Below are 24,581 nucleotides of genomic sequence, written 5' to 3' on the forward strand. Positions count from 1 at the left end.
CCCGCGCCGTCCGTCGATGGCGACGGTCGAGCGGGCGCAGCAGCGCACCAGTCTACCCGGTCCGGCGGCCCCGCGGGATCGCCGGACCGGGTGGCCGGCGCGTGGTCAGCCGCCGGGGTTGGCCGGGTTGGCGGGGTTCGCCTGGCCGGCGCCCTGCTCGCCACCCTGACCGTTCCCCGGCTGCGGGTTCTGGGTCGGCTCGGGCTCCGGCTGCGCCGGCTGCGCGGGCCCGGACGACACGCGCAGCGTCACGGTCGAGCCGGGCGCCACCTGCGAGCCCTCCCCCGGGCTCACCCCGAGGACGGTGCCGGCGGCGGCGGGGTTGACCTCCTCGACCGTGGTCGGCACCAGGCCCGCGTTCTGCAGCGCCGCCTGGGCGTCGCCCGACAGCTGCCCCGTCAGACCCGACGGCACCGCGATGGTCGTCGGCTCGACGGGCGCCTCGGGCGTCGGCGTCTCCACGGGCGCCGACGTCGTCGGCTCCGACGTCGGGACGGCGGCGGCGTTGACGTTCGCCCGATCCGGGAACGGCACCGGCGTCGCGTACTTGGGCAGCTGCAGCACCGGCGTCATGTACTGCGCCCACAGCGCGGACGGCCACGTGCCGCCGGTGACCTCGCGGACGCCGCCCCACGGCGTGATCGTCACCTGGTCGGCGCCGTTGTCGCCGACCTGGCTGAGCGCGACGGCCGTGACGATCTGGGGCGTGAAGCCGACGAACCACGCCGACTTGTTCTCGTTCGAGGTGCCCGTCTTGCCGGCGATGTCCCGGCCGATCGGGGAGATGTAGTTCTCCGCCGAGCCGTTCTCCACGACCTGCGTCATCGCGTACGTCGCGTCCGCCATGACGCCCGCGTCGAACTGCTGCAGCGGCTGCGTGGCCCCGCTGTACGCGACCTCGCCGTCGGGGTAGGTGGCCGTGGCCACCATGAACGGCTTGTGGTAGACACCCTGGGACGCGATCGTCGCGTAGGCCGAGGCCATCGACAGCGGGCTCACGTCGTCGGTGCCGAGCACGTTCGACGGCTCGCTGTTGACGGGCGAGGTCACGCCCGCGCGCGACGCGACCTCCGCGGTCTTCTCCGGGCCCACCTCGAGGTTGACCTGCGCGTACACCGTGTTGACCGACTGCTCCGTGGCCTTGACGAGGTCGATGTTGCCGAAGTCGGTCCCGCCGAAGTTGTTGACCCGCCAGGTGTCGAACTCCTGCGGCGAGTAGCCCGGGTACCGCTTCGTCAGCGGGATCCCGTTCTCCAGCGCGGCGATCAGCGTGAAGGGCTTGAACGTCGAGCCGGCCTGCATGCCCGTGCTGCGGGTCGCGCGGTTGATCTGGTCCTCGAGGAAGTTCGGCCCGCCGTACATCGACACGATGGCGCCGTTGGCCGGGTCGACCGAGACGACGCCGACCTTGAGCGCCGCGGACGGCGTCTCGCCGTCCGACAGGGCGCCGGCGCGCATCTGGTCCACCGACGCCACCGCGGCGTTCTGCACGTCCGGCTCGATCGTCGTGACGATCGACAGGCCCCGCCGCCCGAGCATGTCCTCGGTGATCGACCCGGTCGCCTCGAGCTCCTGGCGCACGTAGTCGAGCAGGTACCCGTTGGTGCCGCCGTACCGGTCGCTGCGCTCGTAGGCGATCGTCCCGGGGAAGACCAGCGCGTCGCGGTCCGCCTGCGTGAGGTAGCCGTCGCGGACCATGCCGTCGAGCACGTACTCCCAGCGCTGCTGCGCCTTCTCCGGGCTGACGGCCGGGTCCCAGTTGTTCGGCGACGGGATCAGCCCCGCGAGCAGCGCCGCCTGCGAGACGTCGAGCTCGGCGGCGGGCTTGCCGAAGTAGACCTGCGCGGCGGCGTCGATGCCGTACGCGTTCCGGCCGAAGTAGATCGTGTTCAGGTACCGGCCGAGGATCTGCTCCTTGGTCTCGGACTGCGCGATCTTGATGGCGAGCAGCGCCTCCTTGGCCTTGCCGACGTACGACGTGGTCGTCTCGCCGACGTAGTACCGCTCGACGTACTGCTGGGTCAGCGTGGACGCGCCCTGCGTCGCGCCGCCCTGGATGTTGTTGAGGAACGCGCGGACCATGCCGGTGGGCGAGATCCCCTGGTTCTCGAAGAAGGTGCGGTCCTCGGCGGAGACGACGGCCTGGCCGACGAACTCGGGCAGCGTCTCGTAGTCCACGAGGTTGCGGTTGGGGCCCTCGAACGTCCCGAGCTCGGTCGTGCCGTCCGCGAAGTAGACCGTCGAGGCCTGCTCCTCGGCGAAGTCGTCCGGAGCCGGCACGTCGGTCATCGCGTACGCCGCGACGCCCACCCCGAGGCACAGGAAGACGAAGCCGATCACGGACCCGACCACGAACCGCCACGAGGGCAGCCAGCGGTGCAGGCCGCGGTAGCCCCGTCGGGGGTAGTCGAAGACCCGGCGCCGGCCGCCGGACGCGGACCCACCGCGCGCGGCGGTCGTCGTGGACCGTCGGTCAGAGCCTGCCAACGCACTGCCTTCCTGTGGACGAAAGAGGGGCTGCGAGCGGCAGGGAGCCGTCCGGGCCCGGATCAGTATGCGCGAGCGACCCCGCGAGGCCCCGGGCGGGACGGCCGTTCCCGGCGATTTCCACACGATCGCCACGAGGTCCCCCGCCCGGCTCCCCCGCCCGGTGAGCATCCTCCCAGTCGCGCCCCCGCCACGGCACGTGACCTGCGACTCGGACACGTGACCGGCCGCGCCGACGCGCCCGGCGGCGCCAGGTGTTGCCCGGATCACCCGGATCGTCCTACCCTCCCCGATGTATCAGTTCGATACATCGAGGTGCGGACGAGCGGGAGGAGGCCACGGTGCGCGGACGTTCCGACGTGCTCGAGTCGGCCATCCTCGGCCTGCTGCACGACTCCCCGATGCACGGGTACGAGCTGCGCAAGCGGCTCAACCTGCTGCTCGGCTCGTTCCGCGCGCTGTCGTACGGCTCGCTCTACCCGGCGCTCAAGTCGCTGGTGGCGCGGGGCCTCATCGCGGGCTCCGACCCGCAGCAGGCGCCGGCCCACGGCCTCGCCGGCAAGCGCGCCCGGATCGTCTACCAGCTCACCGCCGAGGGCAAGGAGCAGTTCCAGCACGTGCTGGCCTCCTCCGGGCCGGCGGCGTGGGAGGACGAGAACTTCGGCTTCCGGTTCGCCTTCTTCGCCCAGACCGACGCCGAGACCCGGCTGCGGATCCTCGAGGGCCGGCGCACCCGGATGACCGAGCGGCTGGAGCTCATCAAGGACTCCGTGTCGCGCACCCGCGTCCGCATGGACGAGTACACCCTCGAGCTGCAGCGCCACGGGCTCGAGCAGGTCGAGCGCGAGGTCCGCTGGCTCGACGACCTCATCGACCACGAGCGCAGCAACCGCGGCGCCCGTCCCCGAGGTGTCGGCCGGCCGGCCGACGCCCGCACGAACGCTGTCGAGGATGACTCCATCGTCGCGGCACAACCCCCTCAGAAGGAGCGAGGATGACCGCCATCCGCGTTGCGATCGCGGGCGTGGGCAACTGCGCCTCGTCGCTTGTCCAGGGCGTGCACTACTACGCCGACGCCGACCCGAGCACCAAGGTGCCGGGCCTCATGCACGTGCAGTTCGGCGACTACCACGTCTCCGACCTGGAGTTCGTCCTCGCGTTCGACGTCGACGCCAAGAAGGTCGGCTTCGACCTCTCCGAGGCCATCGTCGCGTCGGAGAACAACACCATCAAGATCGCCGACGTCCCGCCGCTCGGCGTGACCGTCCAGCGCGGCCCGACCCTCGACGGCGTGGGCAAGTACTACGCGCAGACGATCGAGGAGTCCGACGCGGAGCCGGTCGACGTCGTCCAGGCGCTCAAGGACGCGAAGGTGGACGTCCTCGTCTCCTACCTCCCGGTGGGCTCCGAGGAGGCCGACAAGTTCTACGCGCAGGCCTGCATCGACGCGGGCGTGGCCTTCGTCAACGCGCTGCCCGTCTTCATCGCCTCCGACCCGGAGTGGGCGGCGAAGTTCGAGGCGGCCGGCGTGCCGATCGTCGGCGACGACATCAAGTCCCAGGTCGGCGCGACCATCACGCACCGCGTGCTCGCCCGCCTGTTCGAGGACCGCGGCGTCATCCTGGACCGCACGTACCAGCTGAACGTCGGCGGCAACATGGACTTCAAGAACATGCTCGAGCGCGAGCGCCTGGAGTCCAAGAAGATCTCGAAGACCCAGGCCGTCACCTCGAACCTCGAGGACGGCCCGCTGGCCGGCAAGAAGGACGACCGCAACGTCCACATCGGCCCGTCGGACTACGTCGCCTGGCTCGACGACCGCAAGTGGGCGTACGTCCGCCTCGAGGGCCGCGCGTTCGGCGAGGTGCCCCTGAACCTCGAGTACAAGCTCGAGGTCTGGGACTCCCCCAACTCGGCCGGCATCATCATCGACGCCGTCCGCGCCGCGAAGATCGCCAAGGACCGCGGCATCGGCGGCCCGATCCTGTCGGCGTCGACCTACTTCATGAAGTCCCCGCCGGTCCAGCACGAGGACCAGCACGGCCGGGAGCTCGTGGAGAAGTTCATCCGCGGCGAGATCGAGCGCTGATCCGGAGCGCAGCGGAGGGTGGGGCGCGAGCGCAGCGAGCGACCCGCCCGCAGCGGAGCGCAGGATCAGCGCGACCGCAGGATCGAGCGATGATCGGCTGATCGGCTGATCCGCTGATCGACCACGGGGCCCCGGTGACGTCCGCGTCACCGGGGCCCCGTCGCGCCCGGGGCCGGCCCGGGTCCGGGCCGGCCGGGACGTTCGGCCCCCCGAGGCCGCGGCCGCGCGTCGCTAACGTCGGCGGCACCCGCCCTCCGACGCCGGAGCCCCGCGATGCCCCTGCCGCCCCTGGTCGACCCCGGACCGCCGCTCACCGCCGCGGAGCGCGCCCGGTTCTCCCGGCACCTGCTCATGCCCGGGATCGGCGAACGCGGGCAGCGTCGGCTGCGCCGCGCGCGGGTGCTGGTCGTCGGCGCGGGCGGCCTGGGGTCGCCGGTCCTGCTGTACCTCGCGGCGGCGGGCGTCGGGACGCTGGGGATCGTGGACGACGACGTCGTGGAGCCGTCCAACCTGCAGCGCCAGGTCGTGCACGCCGACGCCGACGTGGGCCGCGCGAAGACCGCGAGCGCCGCGGACGCCGTGCGGGCGCTGGACCCCCTGGTCACGGTGGTCGAGCACCGGGTCCGCCTGACCGCGGCCACCGCCCCGGGCGTGCTGTCGGGGTACGACGTGGTGGTCGACGGCACGGACACCTTCGCCACCCGGTTCCTCCTGGACGACGCGTGCGCGCTCGCCGGCCTGCCGCTGGTGTGGGGCGCGGTGCTGCGGTTCGACGCGCAGGTGTCGCTGTTCTGGGCGGATCCGCCCGCGACCTCGGGGTGCGCCGGCGTGCGCTACCGGGACGTCCTCGGCACGCCGCCGGCTCCGGGCACCGTGCCGTCCTGCGCCGAGGCGGGCGTGCTGGGCGCCGTGTGCGGGGTGGTCGGGTCGACCATGGCCGTCGAGGTCGTGAAGCTCCTGACCGGGACCGGCGAGCCGCTGCTGGGCCGGGTGCTCGTGCTCGACGCCCTCGGCGGCCGGTGGCGCGAGGTGCCCGTGCACCCGCGCCCCGGCGGGCACCCGGCGACCGCCCTGGCGGACCTCCCGGACGCCTGCCCGTCGGGCGAGGCGCTGCCGACGATCACGGCGCCTGAGCTCGCGGCCCGGCTCGCGGCCCGGGCGCGCGGGGGCGACGACCTGGACCTGGTGGACGTGCGCGAGCCCGCGGAGCACGCGCTGGTCGCCGTCCCCGGCGCCCGACTGGTGCCGCGGTCCGCGTTCCTGGACGGGTCCGCCTTCAGGGACCTCGACCCCGGCCGGCCGCTGGTCCTGCACTGCCGGTCGGGCGCGCGGTCGGCGGAGGTGCTGGCGCTGGTCCGTGCGCGCGGGTTCGACGCCGTGCACCTCGCGGGCGGGATCCTGGCCTGGGTCGACGAGGTGGACCCGACGCTGCCGCGCTACTGAGGGGCGTGGTCGTGGCCGGCGACCTGGTCGACCGCGTGCCGCAGCGCGGGGCCCACGGCGGCCAGCGCGTCGCGCACGGCCCGCTCGGACCCGGGGAGGTTGACCACCACCGTCGCGCCGGCGACGCCCGCGAGCCCGCGGCTCAGCACGGCCGCGGCCACGCCCCGGGCGGCTCCCGCCGCGCGCACGGCCTCGGGGACGCCCGGCAGCGCCCGGTCGAGCAGCGGTGCGGTCTGCTCCGGCGTCTCGTCGCCGGCGCCGACCCCCGTGCCGCCCGCCGTGACCACGAGTGCGCAGCCCGCGCGCACGGCCGCCCGGATCGCCGCTCCCGCAGGCGGGCCGTCGGGCACGACCTCGGGACCCTCGACCACGAAACCGAGCCGCGCCAGGCCGGCCGCCAGCGCGGGCCCCGCGCGGTCCCGGTAGACGCCGGCGGCGGCGCGGGTGGACACGGTGACCACGCGGGCGCGCGGCGCGACCGCCTCAGGCACGGCGCCAGGTCCCGCTGCGCCCGCCCGACTTGGCGGTCACGCGCACGTCCGTCAGCACCGCGCCGCGGTCCACGGCCTTCACCATGTCGATCAGCGTGAGCCCGGCGGCGGCCACGCAGGTCAGCGCCTCCATCTCGACCCCCGTGCGGTCGGCGGTGCGCACCGTGGCCGTGATGGCGACGCCGGCGTCCTCGACCACGAGGTCGACCGTGACGCCGTGCACCGCGACGGGGTGGCACAGCGGGACGAGGTCCGGGGTGCGCTTCGCCGCCTGGATCCCGGCGACCCGTGCGACGGCCAGCGCGTCGCCCTTCGGCACCCCGGACCCGCGCAGCAGCGCCACCACGGTCCCCGCGGTGGCGACGAAGCCGGCCGCGGTCGCCGTCCGGGCGGTGACCTCCTTGCCGCTGACGTCGACCATCCGGGCCGCGCCCCGGGCGTCCACGTGCGTCAGGCGGTCGGCGCTCACGAGGCGTCGTCCCGGACCAGGAGGACGTCGACGACCGCGCCCTCGGGCAGCGCGGTGACGTCCTCGGGCACCACCACCAGGCCGTCGGACCGGGCGAGGGCGCCCAGCAGGTGCGAGCCCGGGTGCGCCGCGGGCGGCCCCTCCGCCGCGGGCGCGACCACCGCGCGGACGTACTGCCGGCGCCCCGGGGGCGAGACGAGCGGTGCGGCGAGGACCGCCCGTCGCACCGGGCCAAGGGCGTCGGGCAGCCCGAGCAGCCGGCGCACCGCGGGCCGCGCGAACAGGTGCCAGGACACGAGGGCGCTGACCGGGTTGCCGGGCAGGGTGACCACGGGCACCCCGCGCTCCCCCAGGCGCCCGCAGCCCTGCGGCCGCCCGGGCTGCATCGCGACCCGGGTGAACACCACGCCCGCTCCCGCGAGGTCGGCCTTCACCACGTCGTGCGCGCCCGCGCTCACCCCCGCCGAGGTGACGACGAGGTCGGCGTCCGCCAGGTGCGGCTCCAGCGCCGCGCGGACCGCCCCCGGGCGGTCCGGCACGACCGGGCCGAGCACCGCGTCCGCCCCGGCCTCGCGGGCGGCGGCCAGCAGCATGGGCCCGTTCGCGTCGTGGATCCGGCCCGGCGCGAGCGCGGCGCCGGCCGGGGCGAGCTCGGCGCCGGTCGACAGGACCACCACGCGCGGCCGGCGGTGCACGCGGACCGCCGTGCGGCCGACGGCGTGCAGCAGCCCCACGACGGGTGGCGTGACGACCGCGCCCGGCGCGAGCACGACCGCGCCGGCGGCGACGTCCTCCGCGCGCCGCCGCACGTGCGCGCCCGGCGCCGGGGGCGCGTGCACCCGGACCCGGCGCTCGCCGCCGTCCGTGCGCTCCACCGGGACCACCGCGGCGGTGCCCTCCGGCACGGGGGCGCCGGTCATCACGCGGACCGCGTGGCCGGGTGCGACGGCGGCCGCGGGCACGCGCCCGGCCGGCACGTCGTCGACGACCCGCAGGTCCCGCGGCCCGTCCAGGTCGGCGGCGTGCAGCGCGTAGCCGTCCATCGCCGCGTTGTCGAAGGCGGGCACGTCGACCCGGGAGGCGACGGGCTCCGCGAGCACGAGGCCGAGCGCCTCCGCCGGGTCGAGGTCGGCGGCCGGCGTCGGTCGCAGGCCGTCGAGCACCGCCGCACGGTGCTCCTCGACGGTCCGATCGCGCTGCTCCTCGCTCACGGCGCTCGACGCTAGCCGCGCCGGCGACCACTCAGCGGCCGCGCGGCCCGGGCTGAGTGGTGGGACGCCGCGCCTAGCGTCGTGGTCATGTCCGCCGGGTCCGCGCCGCCCGGGCCGCTGGTCGACGGGTTCGGCCGCGTCGCCCGCGACCTGCGCGTGTCCCTGACCGACCGGTGCGACCTGCGCTGCTCCTACTGCCTGCCGGCCGAGGGTCTGCCGTGGCTGCCGCGCGACGACGTGCTCACCGACGACGAGGTGGTCCGCCTCGTCCGCGTGGCGGTGGAGCGCCTCGGGGTCCGGGAGGTCCGGTTCACCGGCGGCGAGCCCCTGCTGCGCCGCGGCCTCGAGGGCGTCGTCGCCGCCACCGCGGCGCTCCGCCGAGCCGACGGGACGCCGACCGCGACCTCGCTCACCACGAACGCGCTGGGCCTGGACCGGCGCGCGAGGGCGCTGGCCGCCGCCGGCCTGGGCCGCGTGAACGTCTCGCTCGACACGCTGCAGCCCGACCGGTACGCCCGGATCACCCGCCGCGACCGGTTGCGCCACGCGCTGGCCGGCCTGGCCGCCGCGCGGGACGCGGGCCTGGTTCCGGTCAAGGTCAACGCCGTCCTGCTCCGCGGCGTCAACGACGACGAGGCCGTGCCGCTGCTCCGCTGGGCGCTCGCCGAGGGGTACCGCCTCCGGTTCATCGAGGAGATGCCGCTCGGCCCCGCCGGCGCCTGGGACCCCGCGCAGGTGGTCCGGGCGGAGGAGATCCTCGACCGGCTACGGTCCGCGTTCACACTGCGCCCGGTCGACCCGGGCCGGCGCGGCTCCGACCCCGCCCGCTCGTGGACGGTGGACGGCGCCGACCCGGACGGCCCCGGCGTGGTCGGCGTCATCGCCTCGGTGACGCAGCCGTTCTGCGGCGCGTGCGACCGGGTGCGCCTCACCGCCGACGGCCGGGTCCGCAGCTGCCTGTTCGGCGAGGACGACGCCGACCTGCGCGCGCTGCTGCGCTCCGGCGCGGACGACGACGCGGTCGCCTCCGCCTGGGCCGGGGCCGTCGCCCGCAAGGGGCCGGGCCACGCCGCGGGGACGCTCACCCCCGCGTCGGCCTCCCGCACGATGAGCGCGATCGGAGGGTGACCGTGCCGGTGCAGGTGCTGCTGCGGTACTACGCGGGCGCGGCCGCGGCCGCGGGCCTCGACCAGGAGCCGGTGGCCGTCCCGGCGGGGACGACCACCGGCGCCCTCGTGGCGGAGGCGTGCGCGCGGCACGGCGCCGACCTGGTGCGGGTCGCGGGCGCGTGCAGCGTGCTGGTGGACGGCGTGCTGGACCCGGACCGGACGCGCCCGCTCGCCGCCGGGACGACCGTCGACCTGCTGCCGCCGTTCGCCGGCGGGTGACCACGATCCCCGGTCACGGGCAGGCGACCCACTCCTCGGCACCGTCCATCAGCACCTGGCGCTTCCACACCGGGAGCCGGCGCTTCACCTCGTCGACCAGCGCCGCCGCCGCGGCGAAGGCCTCGGCCCGGTGCGGCGACGCCACGGCGACCGCGAGCGCGCAGTCGCCGATCGTGAGGTCGCCCACGCGGTGCACCGCGGCGAGGGCGGCCACCGGCGCGCTCGCCGCCACGTCCGCCGCCACCGCGGCGAGGACCTCGCCTGCCGACGGGTGCGCCACGTAGGTGAGCGCGGAGACCGGTCGGCCCTCGTCGTGGTCCCGGACCACGCCCGAGAACGTCACGACGGCGCCCGCCCCCGGGCCGGCCACGGCGCGGGCGAGGTCGTCGGGGTCGACGGGGAGGGACGTCACCTCGGCGCGCACGACCGCCGCCGGGGCGGCCGCGGGCTCGGCGCGGTCGGCGAGCACGGCGCGGTCGGCGAGCACGGCGCGGTCGGCGAGCGCGGCGCCGTCGACGGGCGCCACGGGCTCGGGGGCGGTCACGGGCTCGGGGGGCGTCGCGTCCTCGGGTGCCATCGGGCCACGCTAGGGCGGCGCCCGGAGCGCTCACCGGCGCCCGGTGCGCTGCGTGAGTGGTGCCGATGGCGCCCGCAGCCGCGGCGACCGAACCGGTCGGAGCCCCGCTGGCGCGGCTGAGTGGGACCTCCGGTCCCGAAGGTGCGGGTCGCCGCCTGCCACCGTGCCCGCATGGCCGACTTCACGATCGCCGAGGCGGCGGACCTCCTGGGCGTCAGCGACGACACCGTCCGGCGGTGGGTCGACGTCGGTCGGCTCCGCGCGCACCGCAGCGGGTCCGGGCGCTGGGCGGTCGCCGGCGCCGACCTCGCCGCGCTCGCCGAGCACCTCGGCGCGGCGCCCACGGTCGGCGGGCGGGGGGTCGTCTCCGCACGGAACCGCATGCCGGGCATCGTGACCCGGGTCGCCCGGGACTCCGTCATGGCGCGGGTCGACGTGCAGGCCGGTCCGCACCGGCTGGTCTCGCTGGTGAGCCGCGAGGCGGCCGACGAGCTCGGGCTCGAGACGGGCGTCCTGGCCGTCGCGTCGGTGAAGGCGACCAGCGTCGTGGTGGAGGTGCCGCGGTGACCCGCCGGGGCCCGCGGCGCCGCGCGATCCCCGCGGCCCTCGCGGCGCTGCTCGTGCTCGGTGTCCTCGGCTGCGCGAGCGGCCCGGGCCGCGCGGACGGCGCGAGCGGCCCGGGGACGGCCACCTCCCCCGCCGCCGGGGACGCCGTGGCGGGCGAGCTGGTCGTGCTCGCCGCCGCGTCGCTGCAGGGCACGTTCACCGAGCTCGCCGCGGTGTTCGAGGAGGCGCACCCCGGCGTGACCGTGACGCTGTCGTTCGGCGGGTCCTCGGCCCTCGCGCGGCAGCTGCTCGCCGGTGCGCCCGCCGACCTGTTCGCCGCCGCCAGCGCCGCGACCATGGCGGACGCGGCGGAGGTGACCGAGGACCCCGTGGTGTTCGCCCGGAACACGCTCGAGATCGCCGTGCCACCCGGCAACCCCGGCGCGGTGTCGGGGCTGGCCGACCTCGCCGACCCGGCGCGCCTCATCGCCCTCTGCGCTGTCGAGGTCCCCTGCGGCGCCGCCTCGGCGCGGGTGCTCGAGGTCGCCGGCCTGGCGCCCGCTCCGGACACCTACGAGGCGGACGTCACCGCGACCCTCACCAAGGTCGTGCTCGGTGAGGTCGACGCGGCGCTGGTCTACCGGACGGACGTGCTGGCGGCGGGCGACGCCGTCGAGAGCATCCCGTTCCCCGAGGCCGTGGCGGCCGTGAACGACTACCCGGTCGCGGTGCTGACGGACGCGCCCAACCCCGCGGCGGCACGGGCGTTCGTGGCGCTGCTGCTCGGGAACGAGGCGCGCGCGGTGCTCGTCGCCGCCGGGTTCGCCGGCGGGTAGCGGTGCGCAGCGCCTCCCGCGACGCCCGTGCCGGCACCGTCTCCCGCGCGGCACCCGCTCCCCGACCGACCCGCGGCCGCCGCCCCCGCGCCCGGCGCGCACCACCGCTCGCGCTCCTCGTGCCCGCGCTGGCCGGCGCCGCGCTGCTGATCACCCCGCTCGCCGCCCTCGTGGCCGCGGCGCCGTGGGCCGACCTGCCGCGCCTGGCCACGTCGCCCGAGGTCGTCCAGGCGCTCGGCCTGTCGCTGCGGACGGCCACGGTCGCGACCGCGGCGTGCATGCTCGTGGGCGTGCCGCTCGGCTGGGTCCTCGCCCGGGGTGACCTGCCGGGCCTCGGCGTGCTCCGCGCGCTCGTCACCGTGCCGCTCGTGCTGCCGCCCGTCGTCGGTGGCGTCGCGCTGCTCATGCTGCTCGGTCGCCGCGGGCTGCTCGGCCGGCACCTCGACGCGTGGTTCGGCGTCACGCTGCCCTTCACCCCGGCCGCCGTGGTGGTCGCGCAGGCGTTCGTCGCCCTGCCGTTCCTGGTGGTCTCGGTGGAGGGGACGCTGCGAGCGACCGACCCCGCGGTCGAGGACGCGGCCGCCACGCTCGGCGCCGGCCGCTGGTACGTGGTCCGTCGCGTCACCCTGCCGCGCGTCGCGCCAGGGATCGCCGCCGGCGCCGTCCTCTGCTTCGCCCGCGCGCTCGGCGAGTTCGGCGCGACGCTCACGTTCGCCGGCAGCTTCCCCGGCACCACCCGCACCATGCCGCTCGCGATCGCCCTCGCCCTCGAGCGGGACCCCGACGCAGCCGTCGCGCTGTCCCTGGTGCTGGTGGCGCTGTCCCTCGCGGTGCTGGTCGCGCTGCGCGGGCGCTGGGTCGGCGGGGTCCGGGCGTGACGGCTGACGAGCACGGCCTGGCCGCGCGGGTGCGCCGGACCAGGGAGTCGTTCGAGCTCGACGTCGCCCTGTCCGCCGCTCCCGGTGAGGTCGTCGCGCTCGTCGGGCCGAACGGCGCGGGCAAGTCCACGGCGCTGCGCGCGCTCGCGGGCCTCGTGCCCGGCGGCCGGGGCCCCGACGGGTGGGTCCACCTCGACGGCCGGGTCCTGGAGGGACCGGGCGTGCACCTGCCGCCGGAGCGCCGGCGGTGCGGGGTCGTGCTGCAGGGCCTGCACCTGGTGGGCCACCTGACCGCCGTCGAGAACGTCGCGTTCGGGCCGCGTGCCGGCGGGACGCCCGCCGGGCGGGCACGGCGCGACGCGCTCGGCTGGCTCGACCGGCTCGAGGTCGCCGCCCAGGCCCGCACCCGGGCGGCGTCGCTGTCCGGCGGGCAGGCCCAGCGGGTCGCGCTGGCCCGCGCGCTGGCGGCCCGGCCCCGCCTCCTGCTGCTCGACGAGCCGTTCGCGGCCCTCGACGCCGCCGCACGCCCGCGGGTCCGGGCCGTCCTGCGCGCCGCGCTGGCCGAGGGCGGCGCCCCGCCGGTGCTGCTCGTGACCCACGACCCCGCGGACGCGGCCGACCTCGCGGACCGCACGGTCCACCTCGCGGACGGACGGCAGGCGGTGGGCGGTGCGCCGGCACGGGTGGGGGCCGTCGTCCTCGCCGGGGGCACGGCACGGCGGATCGGTGGTGGTGACAAGACCGCGCTGGAGGTGGGCGGTCGCCCGATCCTGCACCGCCTGCTCGCCGACCTCGCGCCCACGCCGACGGTCGTCGTCGCCGACCCGCCCGAGCCGGAGGTCATGGGCCGGCACCCCCACGCCCGGTGGGTCCGCGAGCGCCCTCCGGGCTCGGGACCGGCCGCCGCGCTCGCCGCCGGGTCCGCCGCCCTCGGCGACGTCGACGTGCTGGTGGCGCTCGCCGGGGACCAGCCGTTCGCCGGGCCGGCGGTGCCGCGGCTGCTGCGGGCGCTCGCGGAGCACCCGGGCACGGACGCCGCGGTCGGCGTCGACGGCGGCGGCCGGTCCCAGCCGCTCCTGGCCGCGTACCGGGCGGCAGCGCTGCGGCCGCGGCTCGCGCGCGTCCGGCCCGGGGCCCCGCTGCGCGCGGCGCTCGACGGGCTCGCGGTGCGCCCGGTCCCGCTCGACCCGGCGGAGGCGCTGGACGTCGACGAGCCGGCCGACCTGGCGCTCGCAGAGCACCTCGTCCGCGACCCCCTCGCCTGACGCACGGGAAGGCGAGCCTCACCCCGGCCCGCGGCACCGCAGGTCAGGGGGCCAGGGCGGGACCTCGGTCCCACGGCCGTGGCGGGGCGGTTCGGACACTGGAGGGGTCCGCGCGAGCGCAGCCGCAGGCGACGTCGACGTCGCCACGCCCGCACCAGGTCCGCCTGTGCCGTTCGCCGTCTGGAGCCCCTCGCCATGTCCGACCGGCCGCAGCACACCGACCTCGTCGAGATCGAGAGGGCATGACGATGGCGCAGCAGCTCGGCTTCTGGATCGACCAGCAGTACTGCACGGGGTGCAAGGCCTGCCAGGTCGCCTGCAAGGACAAGCACGACCTCCCGCTCGGCGTGACCTGGCGCCGGGTGGTCGAGTACTCGGGCGGGTCGTGGTCCACCGACCCGGCGGCGGGCACCTTCGCGCCGAACGTCTTCACCTACTACACGTCGATCTCCTGCAACCACTGCGACGACCCGATCTGCGTCGCGGTGTGCCCGACGACCGCCATGCACAAGGGCGCCGACGGGATCGTCTCGGTCGACCCGGCCAAGTGCGTCGGGTGCCGGTTCTGCGAGTGGGCCTGCCCGTACTCCGCGCCGCAGTTCGACCCGACCGCCGGGGTGATGACCAAGTGCGACCTCTGCGCGGACGAGCTGGCCGAGGGTCGCGACCCGGCCTGCGTCGCGGCCTGCCCGTCGCGCGTCCTGCACTACGGCGAGATCGCGGACCTGCGCGCGGAGCACGGGGACCGCGCCGACGTCGCCCCGCTGCCCGACCCGTCGATCACCCGGCCCAACCTCGTGATCACCCCGCACCGCCACGCCGAGCCCACGGACGCGGGCACCGGCACCATCACGAACCCGGAGGAGATCTGATGCCCGTCGGTGAGCTCCCGCTCGTCCTGTTCACGCTCCTCACCCAGATGTCGGTCGGCTCCTTCGTCGCGCTCGGCGCGGTGCACGTGCTGGCGCGGCGGAGGTACCCCGCGGCGACCGTCGACCGGTTGTCCGACCCCGCGCTCTACGCGATCGGCCCGGTGATGGTCGCCGCGCTGGCGGTCTCCCTGCTCCACCTGGGCAACCCGGTGAACCTGCTCAACGTCCTCAACAACCTCGGGTCGTCCTGGCTGTCCCGGGAGATCCTGCTCGGCTGCGCCTTCACCGCGCTGGGCGCGGCCTTCGCGCTCTGCCAGTGGCGGCGCTGGCTCACGCCCGGCGTGCGGCAGGCCGTCGCCGCGGTGACGGCGGTCGTCGGGCTCGTGTTCGTCTGGGCGAGCGCGCAGGTCTACCTGATCCCCACGGTCCCGGCCTGGGACACGTGGACGACGCCGGTCGCGTTCCTCGCCACCACGTTCCTGCTCGGCTGCCTCGCCGTCGGCGCGGCATTCGTGGTCGCGGCCTCCGTGCGCACCCGCCGGGCTGCCGCGCAGGGCGCCCGACCCGAGGCCGAGGCCGAGGTGGACGCGATGCTGCGCAGCAGCCTGCGTGGCATCGGCCTCACCGCGATCGCCGTGCTCGCCGTCGAGCTGCTCGTGCTGCCCGCCTGGCTGCTCGGCCTCGCGAACGACGGCAGCCCGGCGGCGACGGCCGCGGCCGCCGCCCTGACCGCCGGGGGCTGGCTGCACCTGCGGCTCGTGCTCGCGGTGCTCGGCGGCGGCGTGCTCGCGCTGTTCCTGTACCGCGCCGCGGCGGCGGGCGGCCGGCGGCTGCTGCTCGTGACGGCCGGCAGCGCGTTCGTGCTGGTCCTGGTCGCCGAGACGGTCGGCCGCGTGCAGTTCTTCGAGTCCTACGCCCGCATCGGGATCTGAGGGAGCCCGCCATGACGACCACCACCCCCCGCACCCCGCTCGACACCCCGGTCACCCGGCGCTCGTTCGTGGCCTGGAGCGCCGCCGCGGGCGGGGCCGCCGCGGCCGTCGGCACCGGCGCCCGGCTCGGCCTGCTGCCGCTCACCCCGGCCCGGGCGGCCACGGGCGGCGACGGCCCCCGCCAGGTCTGGTCCGCCTGCATGGTGAACTGCGGCTCCCGGTGCCCCGTGCTGCTCACGGTCGAGGACGGCCAGATCACGCGGGTCGACTCGGACCCCACCGGCGGCGACGACCTCGAGCTGCCGCAGATCCGCGCCTGCGTCCGCGGGCGGGCGATCCGGCAGCGCGTGCACAACCCCGACCGGCTCAAGCACCCCATGCGCCGGGTCGGGCCGCGCGGCTCCGGCGAGTTCGAGCGGATCTCCTGGGACGAGGCGTTCGACGCGGTCGCCGAGGCGCTGCGGTCCACGATCGACCGCTACGGCAACGAGGCCGTCTACCTCAACTACGGCACCGGGGTGCTCGGCGCGACCGTCGCGTGCTCGTGGCCGCCCGCCGCCACCGGCGTCGCCAGGCTCATGAACCTGCTGGGCGGCTACCTCAACCACTACTCGGACTACTCGACCGCGCAGATCACCACCGCGTACCCGTTCCACTACGGCGAGTGGGTCTCCGGCAACTCCTTCGACGACCTGGTGAACTCGCAGCTCGTCGTCCTGTTCGGCAACAACCCGCACGAGACCCGGATGAGCGGGGGCGGCGAGCTGTTCGTCACGACCCGGGCCAAGCAGGCGTCGCAGGTCCGGACGATCGTCATCGACCCGCGGCAGTCCGAGACCGCCGTGACCCTGGCCGACGAGTGGGTGCCGATCCGGCCGAACACCGACGCGGCGCTCGTGGCCGGCCTGGCCCACGTGATGATCAGCGAGGACCTGCAGGACCAGGCCTTCCTCGACCGGTACTGCGTCGGGTTCGACGAGGACCACCTCCCCGACGGCGCGGCCCCCGGCTCGTCCTACCGGTCCTACGTGCTCGGCCGCGGGCCCGACGGCACCCCGAAGACCCCCGACTGGGCCGCCGCGATCACCGGGGTGCCCGCCGGCACGATCACCCGGCTCGCCCGCGAGATCGCCGGCGCCAAGCCGTGCAGCATCAACCAGGGCTGGGGACCGCAGCGGCACTCCAACGGGGAGAACTCCGCGCGCGCCGTGTTCACCCTCGCGGCGATGATCGGCCAGATCGGTGTGCCCGGCGGCGGCACCGGCGGCCGGGAGGCCGCGTACTCGATGGCGACCGCGGCGTTCCCCACCCTGAAGAACCCCGTCAGCACCGAGGTGTCGGTCTTCAACTGGACGGACGCGATCTACCGCCACGACGAGATGACGGCGCTCAGCGACGGCGTCCGGGGCGCCGACCGGCTCACCGCGCCGATCCGGTTCATCTGGCAGTACGCGGGCAACGCCCTGGTCAACCAGCACGCCGACATCAACCGGACCGCTGAGATCCTGTCCGAGCCGGACGACCTGACGATCGTCGTGATCGACCACCAGATGACCGTGTCCGCCCGGTACGCGGACATCCTGCTGCCCGACGCGTCGACCCCGGAGCAGGTCGACCTCGCGCAGCAGGGCTCCGCCGGCGCGCTCGGCTACCTCGTGCTCGCCGACCGGGCCATCGAGCCGATGTGGGAGTGCCGGCCGGTCTACGACATCCTCACCGGCGTCGCCGAGCGGATGGGCGTCGCGGACGAGTTCACCGAGGGCCGGAGCCAGGAGGACTGGGTCCGCGAGGTGCTGGCCGAGACCCGCAAGCTGACGCCCGCCGTCCCCGACTTCGAGACGTTCCGGCGGCAGGGCATCTACAAGGAGATGAGCCCCGACGGGCCCGTGGTCCCGCTCGCCGACTTCCGGGCCGACCCGGAGGCGAACCCGCTCAGCACCCCCTCGGGGAAGATCGAGATCTACTCGGCCGCGCTGCAGGAGATCGCCGACACCTGGGAGCTGCCCGAGGGCGACCGGGTCACCGCGCTGCCCGAGTACGTCGAGTCCCGGGAGGGGCCGGAGGACCCCCTGCGCGAGCGGTACCCCCTGCAGCTCATCGGGCACCACTACAAGTCCCGGACCCACTCCACCTACGGCAACGTCCCCTGGCTGCAGGAGGCGCACCCGCAGGAGATGTGGATCAACCCGGCCGACGCGGCGGACCGCGACGTGCGGAGCGGCGACACCGTCGACGTGGTGAACGACCGCGGGCGGGTGCGGATCGTCGCCCGCGTGACGCCGCGGATCGCGCCCGGCGTCGTGTCGATCCCGCAGGGCGCGTGGTTCGCGCCGGACGCGGACGGGGTCGACCTCGGCGGCAGCGTCAACACGCTGACGAGCCTGCACCCGTCGCCGCTGGCCAAGGGCAACGCCCAGCACACCAACCTGGTGGAGGTGACGAGGACCTAGTCCGCGGCGGGCTGCCAGGCGGCGGCGAGCGCCCGCAGGCGGCCGACGGCGGCGAGCGCGTCCGCCGGGTCGACCGCGACGTCGGGTGCGACGGCACCGGACGCGGGAGACCCGGGCACGGACGCGGCGGCGGAGCCGGCGGCGACGCCCACGAGGAACGCGCTCAACGGAGCGGCGGGGCGGCTGACGCCGTGCGCCACCTCCCGGACCAGGTCGAGCACCGGCCCGGCGACCCCGGGGAGCAGGTCCGGCGCCACGCCGAGCTCCGCGGCCGCCGCCGCGGTCCACCGCTGCATCTCGTCCATCGCGACCCTCCCGCGTCGTCCGGCGGCGCCGGGCGCCGCATCCTCCGGACCAGGCTCCCGCGCCGGCGGCACGCAGCGGCCGGGACCTTCGGCCCCCGACGCGTCGACCCGATCCCGCCCGAGGCGCCGACGCCGTTCCCGCCAGACCCACCGAGGAGCCGACACCGTGACACCCACCGGAGCGATGCCCACCGGAGCGATGCCCACCGGGGCGATGCCCACCGGGGCGACACCCGCCGCGCCCGCAGATCCGCTCCTGCCCCCCGGCGCACCGCCGGAGCTCGCCGCGCACCTCGACGACCTCGCCGGTTGCAGCGTCCTGGTGTCCCGCCTGCTGCTCGCCGCCCCCGACGCCGATCTCCTGGCGCGGCTCCGGGAGCCCGGACTCATGGACGCCTGGCCGCTCACCGACGAGCGGTCCCGCGCGGGCGCCGCCCTCGTCGCCCGCGGCGCCGGGGCCGACCTGGACGCGGTGCGCCGCGACCACCAGGCCCTGTTCGTCGGGCCCGGCCCGCTGCTCGCCCCGCCGTACGAGTCGGTGCACCGCGGCCGCGAGCGCCTGCTGTTCGAGGCCCCGACGTTCGAGGTGCGTGCCGCGTACCGCGCGTTCGACCGGGTCGCGCCGGCGCTCAACCGCGAGCCCGACGACCACCTCGGTCTCGAGCTCGACTTCGTCGCCCACCTCGCCCTTCGGGTGCTGGACGCGGTGGACGCCGGTGACGAGCCCCGAGCCGACGCGACGCTGGTCGCGCTGCGCGAGTTCCTCGCCGACCACGTGCTGACGTGGGGTGCGGACTGCCTGGCGCTGGTGGAGGACCGCGCCCGCACGGACTTCTTCCGGGGCGTGGCGCTGCTCGGTGCGGGCCTGCTGGCGTTCGCGGCGGGGCTCGTCGAGGAGGGCTGACGTGACCCGCCCCGGTGACGCGCCGGGGTCGGCCTCCGACGCCCTCGGCCCGGTCGTGCGCTGGCTCGCCTGGCTGCCCGACCCGGTGCACCTGCACCTGCTGTGCGCGACCGCACCTGCGCGGCTCCGGGTGCCGCGGCGCGCGGTGGCGGTCCGACTGGCCGGCTGCGCCGCCGACCTCCCCCTGTCCGGGTACCTCGAGCTCGTCGCCGCCGGCGCGCTCTCCGTGACCGTGCGCGACCCGCATCCTGCTCCGGCCGCGGGGGCGGCGGACGCGGTCCTCGAGCGCGCCGGACGGCCCGAGCGGATCAGCGCCGCTCCGGACGACGCGCCGGGTCCCGCACGACGGCGCCGGCCGCGGCCCGTCCCGGACGCCGCGAGCCTCGGCCTCCCCCGCCGGGCGGTGCTGGCACCGGCCGGCTCGGTCCGACCCGGCGGCCGGTGGCGGGCGGGTACGGAACGCGCCCGGCTGCGCGACGCCCTGACGGCGCTGGGCCTGCCGGCGGACCGGCCCGACGACGCCCCACCGGGCCCCGGCGGTGACCGCACGGTGCGCGTGCTGGACGCGCCCGGGTGCACCGCGTGCGGCGTCTGCGCCCGGGCCTGCCCCCAGGGAGCGCTGTCGCTGGTCGATCCGGGCGCGGGGTCGGGGACGGCGCCTGCCGGGGTCGGGGGCACCGGGCCGAGCGCGGGCGCGGGATCCTGTGGGGGCACGGGGCCGGGCACCGGCGCGATCCTCCGCCAGGACGTCGCCGCGTGCACCGCCTGCGGGTGGTGCGTCGATCTCTGCCCGCCCGGCGTCCTGCGCCTGGTCCCCGCGCCGGCGTGGGCCGCGGTGGTCGGGGACGGCCTCCACGACGTCGCCCGGGTCGTCATCCGGACCTGCGCGCGCTGCGGCTCCGGGTTCGGCGGCGCCGGCGACGCGCGCCTCTGCCCGGTCTGCGCCTACCGCCGGGCGCACCCCTTCGGGTCGACGGCCGTGCCGCGCGGGTGAGGGCGGGACGTGGTCGCCGGCCTGCGGGCGCTTTTCGTCCACCGCGGTCGCCGTGCCAGGATGATCGGCCGTGACCGCTCGACTGCTCAGCACCCCCGTCGCCGTCGTCCCCGCCGTCGCCTGCGTGGCGCTCGCCGCCGCCGGCTGCTCGGTGTCCGTCCGCGCGACCGGGGACGCCGGCCTGTCCGGCTCGGAGGTGGAGGCGCGGCTGGACCGGGTGCTCGAGGACCGGCTCGGTCGGGCGCCCGACGCGATCGACTGCCCGGAGCCGCTGCTCGCCGAGGTCGGCGCCGCGGTGCGGTGCACGGTCGACGTGCCCGAGGGGTCCGTCGACGCCGTCGTCACGACGACCGCGGTCGAGGGCCACGACGTCGAGCTGGACGTGACCGTGGACGACGAGCCGCGTGGCACCTGACACCGCGCGCGGCGACGACCCGGTGCGCCCCGCGGACGACGCTGTGCGTCCCGCGGACGAGCTGGTCGCTGCGGTGACGGAGCGGTTCGCCGGGTCCGCCTACGTCGTGGAGCGCACGCCCGACGGGTTCGTGGTGCACGCCGACCTGACGCACCAGCACGTGCACCGGCCGCGCCGCGACCGGCGGACCCGGACCCTGGTCCGGCACCACGTGGTGCTGGACGAGCGCCGCTTCGTCATGACGGTCACCGACGAGCAGGTGGACGTGACGTGGCGCGCCGGCGCGACCCCCGGTTCCGAGGTGCCGGTCCTCGGCGCCGGCATCCGGGTGGAGCACCGACGGGGCCGGGTCCGCGAGGTGTCCTTCAGCGCGACCTGGGACCCCCGCAGACCGCGCGGCGAGCGCCTCGTCGACGCCCGGCGGTTCGACTCGGGCGAGGCGCTCCAGCACATCCGCACGGCCGCCGGAGACCTCGGGTGGCACGAGCGCAGGGGCACGGCCGAGCGGGTCGGCCGGGCGTTCGCGCTCGTCGCGGCCGTCGGCGCCGGCGTGACGCTCGTGGGCCTGGTGGTGGCCCTGCTCCTCGGCCGGTTCTGACCGGCCGCTGCGGTCAGGACGCGGCGATCTCCGCCCGCAGGGACCCGAGCAGCTCCGTGAGCCCGTCCGCGAGCGCCTCCGCCTGCGCGCGGGTGGCCGTGGCCGAGACCGTCCAGACCGTCGCCGGCCCGCCGTCCGCGCCGGGGACGGCGACGAACTCCTGCACCTGGGTCATCGGCACCGCGACGCCGTCGACCGTCGTCGTGAAGTGCACCTCCTGCGCGACCGCCAGGTCGCCCGTCTGCTCGCGGCGGGCGAGCGCGACGTCCTGCTCGGTCGCCTCGATCGCGCGGACCGCCTCGGCGCCCAGCGCGACGGCGAGGCCGAGGTCGGCCGTGCGCTGCACGCCGACGGTGACGTTCGCGGTGAACCCGGCGTCCGGGGTCTCGTGCGCCGCGGCGAACGCGATGCCGGGCGTGCCGAGCGAGGCCGGCGGGATCAGGTGCCAGCCCTCGGGCAGCGCGGGCGCGTCCTGCGGGTCGGTGGTCATGCGTCTCCTCGGGTCCGGGGGTCCGCCGAGTCTAGGCGGCGGCTCGGGGGCGGGCCGTCCGCGCGGCCCGGCTAGCCTGGCCCGGTGCAGGTGGTCTCCGATCTGAAGCAGCTGTGGCCCCTGGTGGACTTCCGGCGGCTGCTCACGGTGCGGCTGGTCAGCCAGTGCTCCGACGGCCTGTTCCAGGCGGGGCTCGCCACGCTGTTCTTCTTCTCGCCCGAGAACGCCACCACCGCGACCGGCGTCGCCGCGGCCTTCGCGGTGCTCCTGCTGCCGTTCACGGTCGTCGGGCCGTGGGCGGGCGTGCTGCTCGACCGCTGGCGCCGGCGGCAGGTCCTGCTGGTCGGCAACCTGGTCCGCACGGCCCTGACCCTCGTCACCGCCCTGGTGATGGCGACGGCCGGCGTCGGCCCCGCGGTGTACGTGCTCGCGCTCGTGACGCTGTCGGTCAACCGGTTCCTGCTGTCGGCGCTGTCGGCGTCGCAGCCGCGGGTCGTCGCGGGGCCGCTGCTGCTCACCGCCAACTCGATCACCCCGACGCTGGGCACCGTGTCGTCCGGCGTCGGCTGGGGCGTCGGCTTCCTGCTGAGCCTCGTGCTGCCGGGCGGCGCGGCCCGGGACGTCGCGTCGCTCGTCGCCGCGGCCGCCCTCATGACCACCGCGGCACTGCTCGCCACCCGGCTCGGGCGCGACCGGCTCGGCCCGGACGCGCGGGCGGACGCCTCCGAGATGCGGCAGGCGCTCCGGACGCTGGCCCGGGGCCTGGTCGGCGGGGCCCGGTACCTGGTCCGGCGCGGCACACCGGCCCGCGCGCTCGGCGTGATGGCCGTGCACCGGTTCCTGTACGGCGCCGTGTTCATCGCGAGCCTGCTGATCTCGCGCAACCTGCTGTCCGACCCCGGCGACGCCCGGGCCGGGCTCGTCACGTTCAGCACGGTCGCGGCGGTGACCGGCGTCGGGTTCGCGCTGGCGATCGTCGTCACGCCGATCGTGTCGCCGCTCGTCGGCCCGCACGCCTGGATCACGGTCTGCCTGGTGCTGGCCGCCGCGACCCAGGCGCTGCTCGCGGTCACCGTCGCGTACCCCGCGGTGCTCGCCGGCTCGCTGGTGCTCGGCCTGGCGGCGCAGGGCGCGAAGATCGCGGTCGACACGATCGTGCAGCGGGACACCGCCGACGAGTTCCGCGGGCGCGCGTTCGCGCTCTACGACGTCCTCTACAACGCGGCGTTCGTGGGCGCCGCCGCGCTGGCGGCGGTCGCGCTGCCGGACACGGGCTGGTCGCGAGGGGTGTTCGCGCTGCTCGCGGTCGCCTACCTCGCGACCGCGCTGGTGTACCGGACGCGGGCCACCGAGCCGTCCGAGGTGCCGGTCCGGGCCTGACGCGCGGCCGACCGCGGGACCGGCCGGCTCAGCCCTGCGACCGCGCCGCCCACCAGGCCGCCAGCTCCGCCCGCGCGCGCTCCTCCCCCAGGGGGCCGTGCTCCATCCGCAGCTCCAGCAGGTGCTTGTAGGCGGCGCCGACCTCCCGGCCCGGCGGGATGTCGAGGATCGCCATGATCTGCGTGCCGTCGAGGTCGGGCCGGATCGCGTCCAGCTCCTCCTGCTCGGCCAGCCGCGCGATCCGCTCCTCGAGGTCGTCGTACGCCTGGGACAGCCGGCGCGCCTTGCGCACGTTCCGCGTCGTGCAGTCGGACCGGGTCAGCCGGTGCAGCCGCTCGAGCAGCGGGCCCGCGTCGGTGACGTACCGCCGCACGGCCGAGTCGGTCCACGCGCCCTCGCCGTAGCCGTGGAACCGGAGGTGCAGCTCGGTCAGCCGCGCGACGGCCTGCACGGTGGCCTTGTCGAAGTGCAGCGCGCGCAGCCGCTTCGCGACGAGCTTGGCGCCGACGACCTCGTGGTGGTGGAACGAGACGCCACCACCCGACTCGAACCGGCGGGTCGCGGGCTTGCCGATGTCGTGGAGCAGCGCGGCCAGGCGGAGCACCAGGTCCGGCCCGGGGACGGCGCCGTCGGGGCCGGTCTCCAGGGCGATCGCCTTGTCGAGCACCGTGAGCGAGTGCTCGTACACGTCCTTGTGCCGGTGGTGCTCGTCGATCTCGAGCCGCAGCGCCGGCAGCTCCGGCAGCACGTGCTGCGCGAGGCCGGTGTCGACCAGCACCCGCAGGCCGGGCCGCGGCTGGCGGGACAGCAGCAGCTTCACCAGCTCGTCCCGGACCCGCTCGGCCGACACGATCGCGAGCCGGTCCGCCATGTCGGTCGCCGCCGCGAGGGTCGCGTGTTCCACGTGGAACCCGAGCTGCGCCGCGAACCGTGCCGCCCGCATCATGCGCAGCGGGTCGTCGTCGAAGGACTGCCGCGGGTCGACCGGGGTGCGCAGCACGCCGCGCGCCAGGTCGCGCAGGCCGTCGAACGGGTCGACGAAGGTCAGCTCGGGCAGCCGGATCGCCATGGAGTTCACGGTGAAGTCGCGGCGGGACAGGTCGCCCTCGAGCGAGTCGCCGAACACGACCTCGGGCTTCCGGGACGACGGGTCGTACGCGTCGGTGCGGTACGTCGTCACCTCGACGACGACATCCTCGGCGCCCCGGCGCCCGCGCCGCTGCGCGCCGATGGTGCCGAACTCGCGCCCGATGTCCCAGTGCGCGTCGCCCCACGCCGCGAGGATCCGCTCGGTCTCGTCCGGCGTGGCCGACGTGGTGAAGTCGAGGTCGGCGCTCGGGCGGCCGAGGAACGCGTCGCGCACCGGCCCCCCGACCAGCGCGAGCTCGTGCCCGGCCGCGCGGAACAGGTCCCCGAGCTCGAGCGCCGCCGGCGCGAGACCCGCGATCACGCCGAGCGCGCGCTTCTGCAGCGCGAGCAGCGCCTCGGCGTCCACGTCGGGAGCCGCGGACGCGGGGGCCTCGGCGGGTGCGGCGGCGGGCGCGGTGCGGGGGTCAAGGTC

At 76.4% G+C, this 24,581-nt stretch carries 25 protein-coding genes; 17 read left to right on the plus strand and 8 right to left on the minus strand.

What is annotated here, in order from left to right; genetic code table 11:
• Positions 1-105: 105 nt before the first annotated feature.
• A complete protein-coding gene (locus Cpa01nite_RS00675) occupies positions 106-2,487 on the minus strand; it encodes a penicillin-binding protein (RefSeq protein WP_203666801.1) in 2,382 nt (793 codons plus the stop codon).
• A 341-nt stretch (positions 2,488-2,828) separates the two neighbouring features.
• On the opposite strand from Cpa01nite_RS00675, the gene Cpa01nite_RS00680 reads away from it, so the two are divergent.
• From Cpa01nite_RS00680 to Cpa01nite_RS00690, 3 genes are all read left to right on the plus strand, one after another.
• Positions 2,829-3,485, plus strand: coding sequence for a PadR family transcriptional regulator (locus Cpa01nite_RS00680; protein ID WP_203666802.1), 657 nt, complete (start codon positions 2,829-2,831; stop codon positions 3,483-3,485).
• Positions 3,482-4,576 carry an inositol-3-phosphate synthase gene (locus Cpa01nite_RS00685; protein WP_166941576.1) on the plus strand — a complete coding sequence of 365 codons (1,095 nt, stop codon included), beginning with the start codon at positions 3,482-3,484 and terminating at the stop codon, positions 4,574-4,576. Before Cpa01nite_RS00680 ends, Cpa01nite_RS00685 begins: the two co-directional genes overlap by 4 nt.
• A 273-nt stretch (positions 4,577-4,849) precedes the next feature.
• Positions 4,850-6,019, plus strand: coding sequence for a ThiF family adenylyltransferase (locus Cpa01nite_RS00690; protein WP_203666803.1), 1,170 nt, complete (start codon positions 4,850-4,852; stop codon positions 6,017-6,019).
• Here Cpa01nite_RS00690 and Cpa01nite_RS00695 read toward each other — a convergent pair.
• From Cpa01nite_RS00695 to Cpa01nite_RS00705, 3 genes are read right to left on the minus strand one after another with little or no spacing between them, the layout of a single operon-like run.
• Positions 6,013-6,510 (minus strand): MogA/MoaB family molybdenum cofactor biosynthesis protein, encoded by a 498-nt coding sequence (locus Cpa01nite_RS00695; RefSeq protein WP_239068419.1) that lies wholly within the window; start codon positions 6,508-6,510, stop codon positions 6,013-6,015. The genes Cpa01nite_RS00690 and Cpa01nite_RS00695 overlap by 7 nt on opposite strands.
• Entirely contained in the window at positions 6,503-6,931 is a 429-nt protein-coding gene (gene moaC, locus Cpa01nite_RS00700) for a cyclic pyranopterin monophosphate synthase MoaC (protein ID WP_239068437.1), read from the minus strand. The genes Cpa01nite_RS00695 and moaC overlap by 8 nt, the downstream gene beginning before the upstream one ends.
• A 44-nt stretch (positions 6,932-6,975) precedes the next feature.
• Positions 6,976-8,190: a molybdopterin molybdotransferase MoeA gene (locus tag Cpa01nite_RS00705; protein WP_203666805.1), complete on the minus strand. Its 1,215-nt coding sequence runs from the start codon at positions 8,188-8,190 to the stop codon at positions 6,976-6,978.
• Positions 8,191-8,277: 87 nt separating this feature from the next.
• On the opposite strand from Cpa01nite_RS00705, the gene moaA reads away from it, so the two are divergent.
• Positions 8,278-9,318: a GTP 3',8-cyclase MoaA gene (gene moaA / locus Cpa01nite_RS00710; RefSeq protein WP_203666806.1), complete on the plus strand. Its 1,041-nt coding sequence runs from the start codon at positions 8,278-8,280 to the stop codon at positions 9,316-9,318.
• Complete coding sequence (locus Cpa01nite_RS00715) at positions 9,315-9,578, plus strand: MoaD/ThiS family protein (RefSeq protein ID WP_239068420.1); 264 nt, start codon at positions 9,315-9,317, stop codon at positions 9,576-9,578. Before moaA ends, Cpa01nite_RS00715 begins: the two co-directional genes overlap by 4 nt.
• 13 nt (positions 9,579-9,591) lie before the next feature.
• On the opposite strand, the gene Cpa01nite_RS00720 is transcribed toward Cpa01nite_RS00715, so the two are convergent.
• A complete protein-coding gene (locus Cpa01nite_RS00720) occupies positions 9,592-10,155 on the minus strand; it encodes a molybdenum cofactor biosynthesis protein MoaE (protein ID WP_203666807.1) in 564 nt (187 codons plus the stop codon).
• Positions 10,156-10,326: 171 nt separating this feature from the next.
• Between Cpa01nite_RS00720 and Cpa01nite_RS00725 the strand changes: the two genes are divergently transcribed.
• The 7 genes from Cpa01nite_RS00725 to Cpa01nite_RS00755 all read left to right on the plus strand — a co-directional run bounded on the left by Cpa01nite_RS00725 (position 10,327) and on the right by Cpa01nite_RS00755 (position 17,934).
• Positions 10,327-10,722, plus strand: a complete 396-nt coding sequence (locus tag Cpa01nite_RS00725; protein ID WP_203666808.1) for a TOBE domain-containing protein — start codon at positions 10,327-10,329, stop codon at positions 10,720-10,722.
• Positions 10,719-11,537: a molybdate ABC transporter substrate-binding protein gene (gene modA, locus Cpa01nite_RS00730; RefSeq protein WP_239068421.1), complete on the plus strand. Its 819-nt coding sequence runs from the start codon at positions 10,719-10,721 to the stop codon at positions 11,535-11,537. The genes Cpa01nite_RS00725 and modA overlap by 4 nt, the downstream gene beginning before the upstream one ends.
• Positions 11,538-11,656: 119 nt before the next feature.
• A complete protein-coding gene (locus Cpa01nite_RS00735; protein WP_239068422.1) occupies positions 11,657-12,415 on the plus strand; it encodes an ABC transporter permease in 759 nt (252 codons plus the stop codon).
• The gene (locus tag Cpa01nite_RS00740; protein ID WP_203666810.1) at positions 12,412-13,680 is read left to right on the plus strand and encodes an ATP-binding cassette domain-containing protein; all 1,269 of its coding nucleotides are present in this window, start codon (positions 12,412-12,414) and stop codon (positions 13,678-13,680) included. The genes Cpa01nite_RS00735 and Cpa01nite_RS00740 overlap by 4 nt, the downstream gene beginning before the upstream one ends.
• Positions 13,681-13,922: 242 nt before the next feature.
• Positions 13,923-14,552: a DMSO/selenate family reductase complex B subunit gene (locus Cpa01nite_RS00745; protein WP_203666811.1), complete on the plus strand. Its 630-nt coding sequence runs from the start codon at positions 13,923-13,925 to the stop codon at positions 14,550-14,552.
• A complete protein-coding gene (locus Cpa01nite_RS00750; RefSeq protein ID WP_203666812.1) occupies positions 14,552-15,484 on the plus strand; it encodes a dimethyl sulfoxide reductase anchor subunit family protein in 933 nt (310 codons plus the stop codon). Before Cpa01nite_RS00745 ends, Cpa01nite_RS00750 begins: the two co-directional genes overlap by 1 nt.
• A gap of 11 nt (positions 15,485-15,495) precedes the next feature.
• Positions 15,496-17,934 carry a DMSO/selenate family reductase complex A subunit gene (locus tag Cpa01nite_RS00755; protein WP_203666813.1) on the plus strand — a complete coding sequence of 813 codons (2,439 nt, stop codon included), beginning with the start codon at positions 15,496-15,498 and terminating at the stop codon, positions 17,932-17,934.
• Here the strand turns inward: Cpa01nite_RS00755 and Cpa01nite_RS00760 are convergent.
• Positions 17,931-18,239 (minus strand): DUF6457 domain-containing protein, encoded by a 309-nt coding sequence (locus Cpa01nite_RS00760; RefSeq protein ID WP_203666814.1) that lies wholly within the window; start codon positions 18,237-18,239, stop codon positions 17,931-17,933. The two genes, Cpa01nite_RS00755 and Cpa01nite_RS00760, sit on opposite strands and share 4 nt — an antisense overlap.
• 166 nt (positions 18,240-18,405) lie before the next feature.
• Here Cpa01nite_RS00760 and Cpa01nite_RS00765 point away from each other — a divergent pair, with 166 nt between their 5' ends.
• From Cpa01nite_RS00765 to Cpa01nite_RS00780, 4 genes are all read left to right on the plus strand, one after another.
• Positions 18,406-19,143 (plus strand): TorD/DmsD family molecular chaperone, encoded by a 738-nt coding sequence (locus Cpa01nite_RS00765; protein ID WP_203666815.1) that lies wholly within the window; start codon positions 18,406-18,408, stop codon positions 19,141-19,143.
• Position 19,144: 1 nt separating this feature from the next.
• A complete protein-coding gene (locus tag Cpa01nite_RS00770) occupies positions 19,145-20,137 on the plus strand; it encodes an NADH-quinone oxidoreductase subunit I (protein WP_203666816.1) in 993 nt (330 codons plus the stop codon).
• Between the two features lie 70 nt (positions 20,138-20,207).
• On the plus strand, positions 20,208-20,552 hold the full coding sequence (locus Cpa01nite_RS00775; protein WP_203666817.1) for a DUF4333 domain-containing protein: 345 nt from the start codon (positions 20,208-20,210) through the stop codon (positions 20,550-20,552).
• Positions 20,542-21,150, plus strand: coding sequence for a hypothetical protein (locus tag Cpa01nite_RS00780; protein ID WP_203666818.1), 609 nt, complete (start codon positions 20,542-20,544; stop codon positions 21,148-21,150). Before Cpa01nite_RS00775 ends, Cpa01nite_RS00780 begins: the two co-directional genes overlap by 11 nt.
• 13 nt (positions 21,151-21,163) lie before the next feature.
• Here Cpa01nite_RS00780 and Cpa01nite_RS00785 read toward each other — a convergent pair whose 3' ends face one another.
• A complete protein-coding gene (locus tag Cpa01nite_RS00785; RefSeq protein ID WP_203666819.1) occupies positions 21,164-21,640 on the minus strand; it encodes a hypothetical protein in 477 nt (158 codons plus the stop codon).
• 84 nt (positions 21,641-21,724) lie between these two features.
• On the opposite strand from Cpa01nite_RS00785, the gene Cpa01nite_RS00790 reads away from it, so the two are divergent.
• Entirely contained in the window at positions 21,725-23,020 is a 1,296-nt protein-coding gene (locus Cpa01nite_RS00790) for an MFS transporter (protein WP_203666820.1), read from the plus strand.
• A 28-nt stretch (positions 23,021-23,048) separates the two neighbouring features.
• On the opposite strand, the gene Cpa01nite_RS00795 is transcribed toward Cpa01nite_RS00790, so the two are convergent.
• The gene (locus tag Cpa01nite_RS00795; RefSeq protein ID WP_373307292.1) at positions 23,049-24,515 is read right to left on the minus strand and encodes a CCA tRNA nucleotidyltransferase; all 1,467 of its coding nucleotides are present in this window, start codon (positions 24,513-24,515) and stop codon (positions 23,049-23,051) included.
• Between the last annotated feature and the right edge of the window lie 66 nt (positions 24,516-24,581).

This window comes from Cellulomonas pakistanensis (assembly GCF_016862755.1).
Classification (GTDB): Bacteria; Actinomycetota; Actinomycetes; order Actinomycetales; family Cellulomonadaceae; genus Cellulomonas; species Cellulomonas pakistanensis.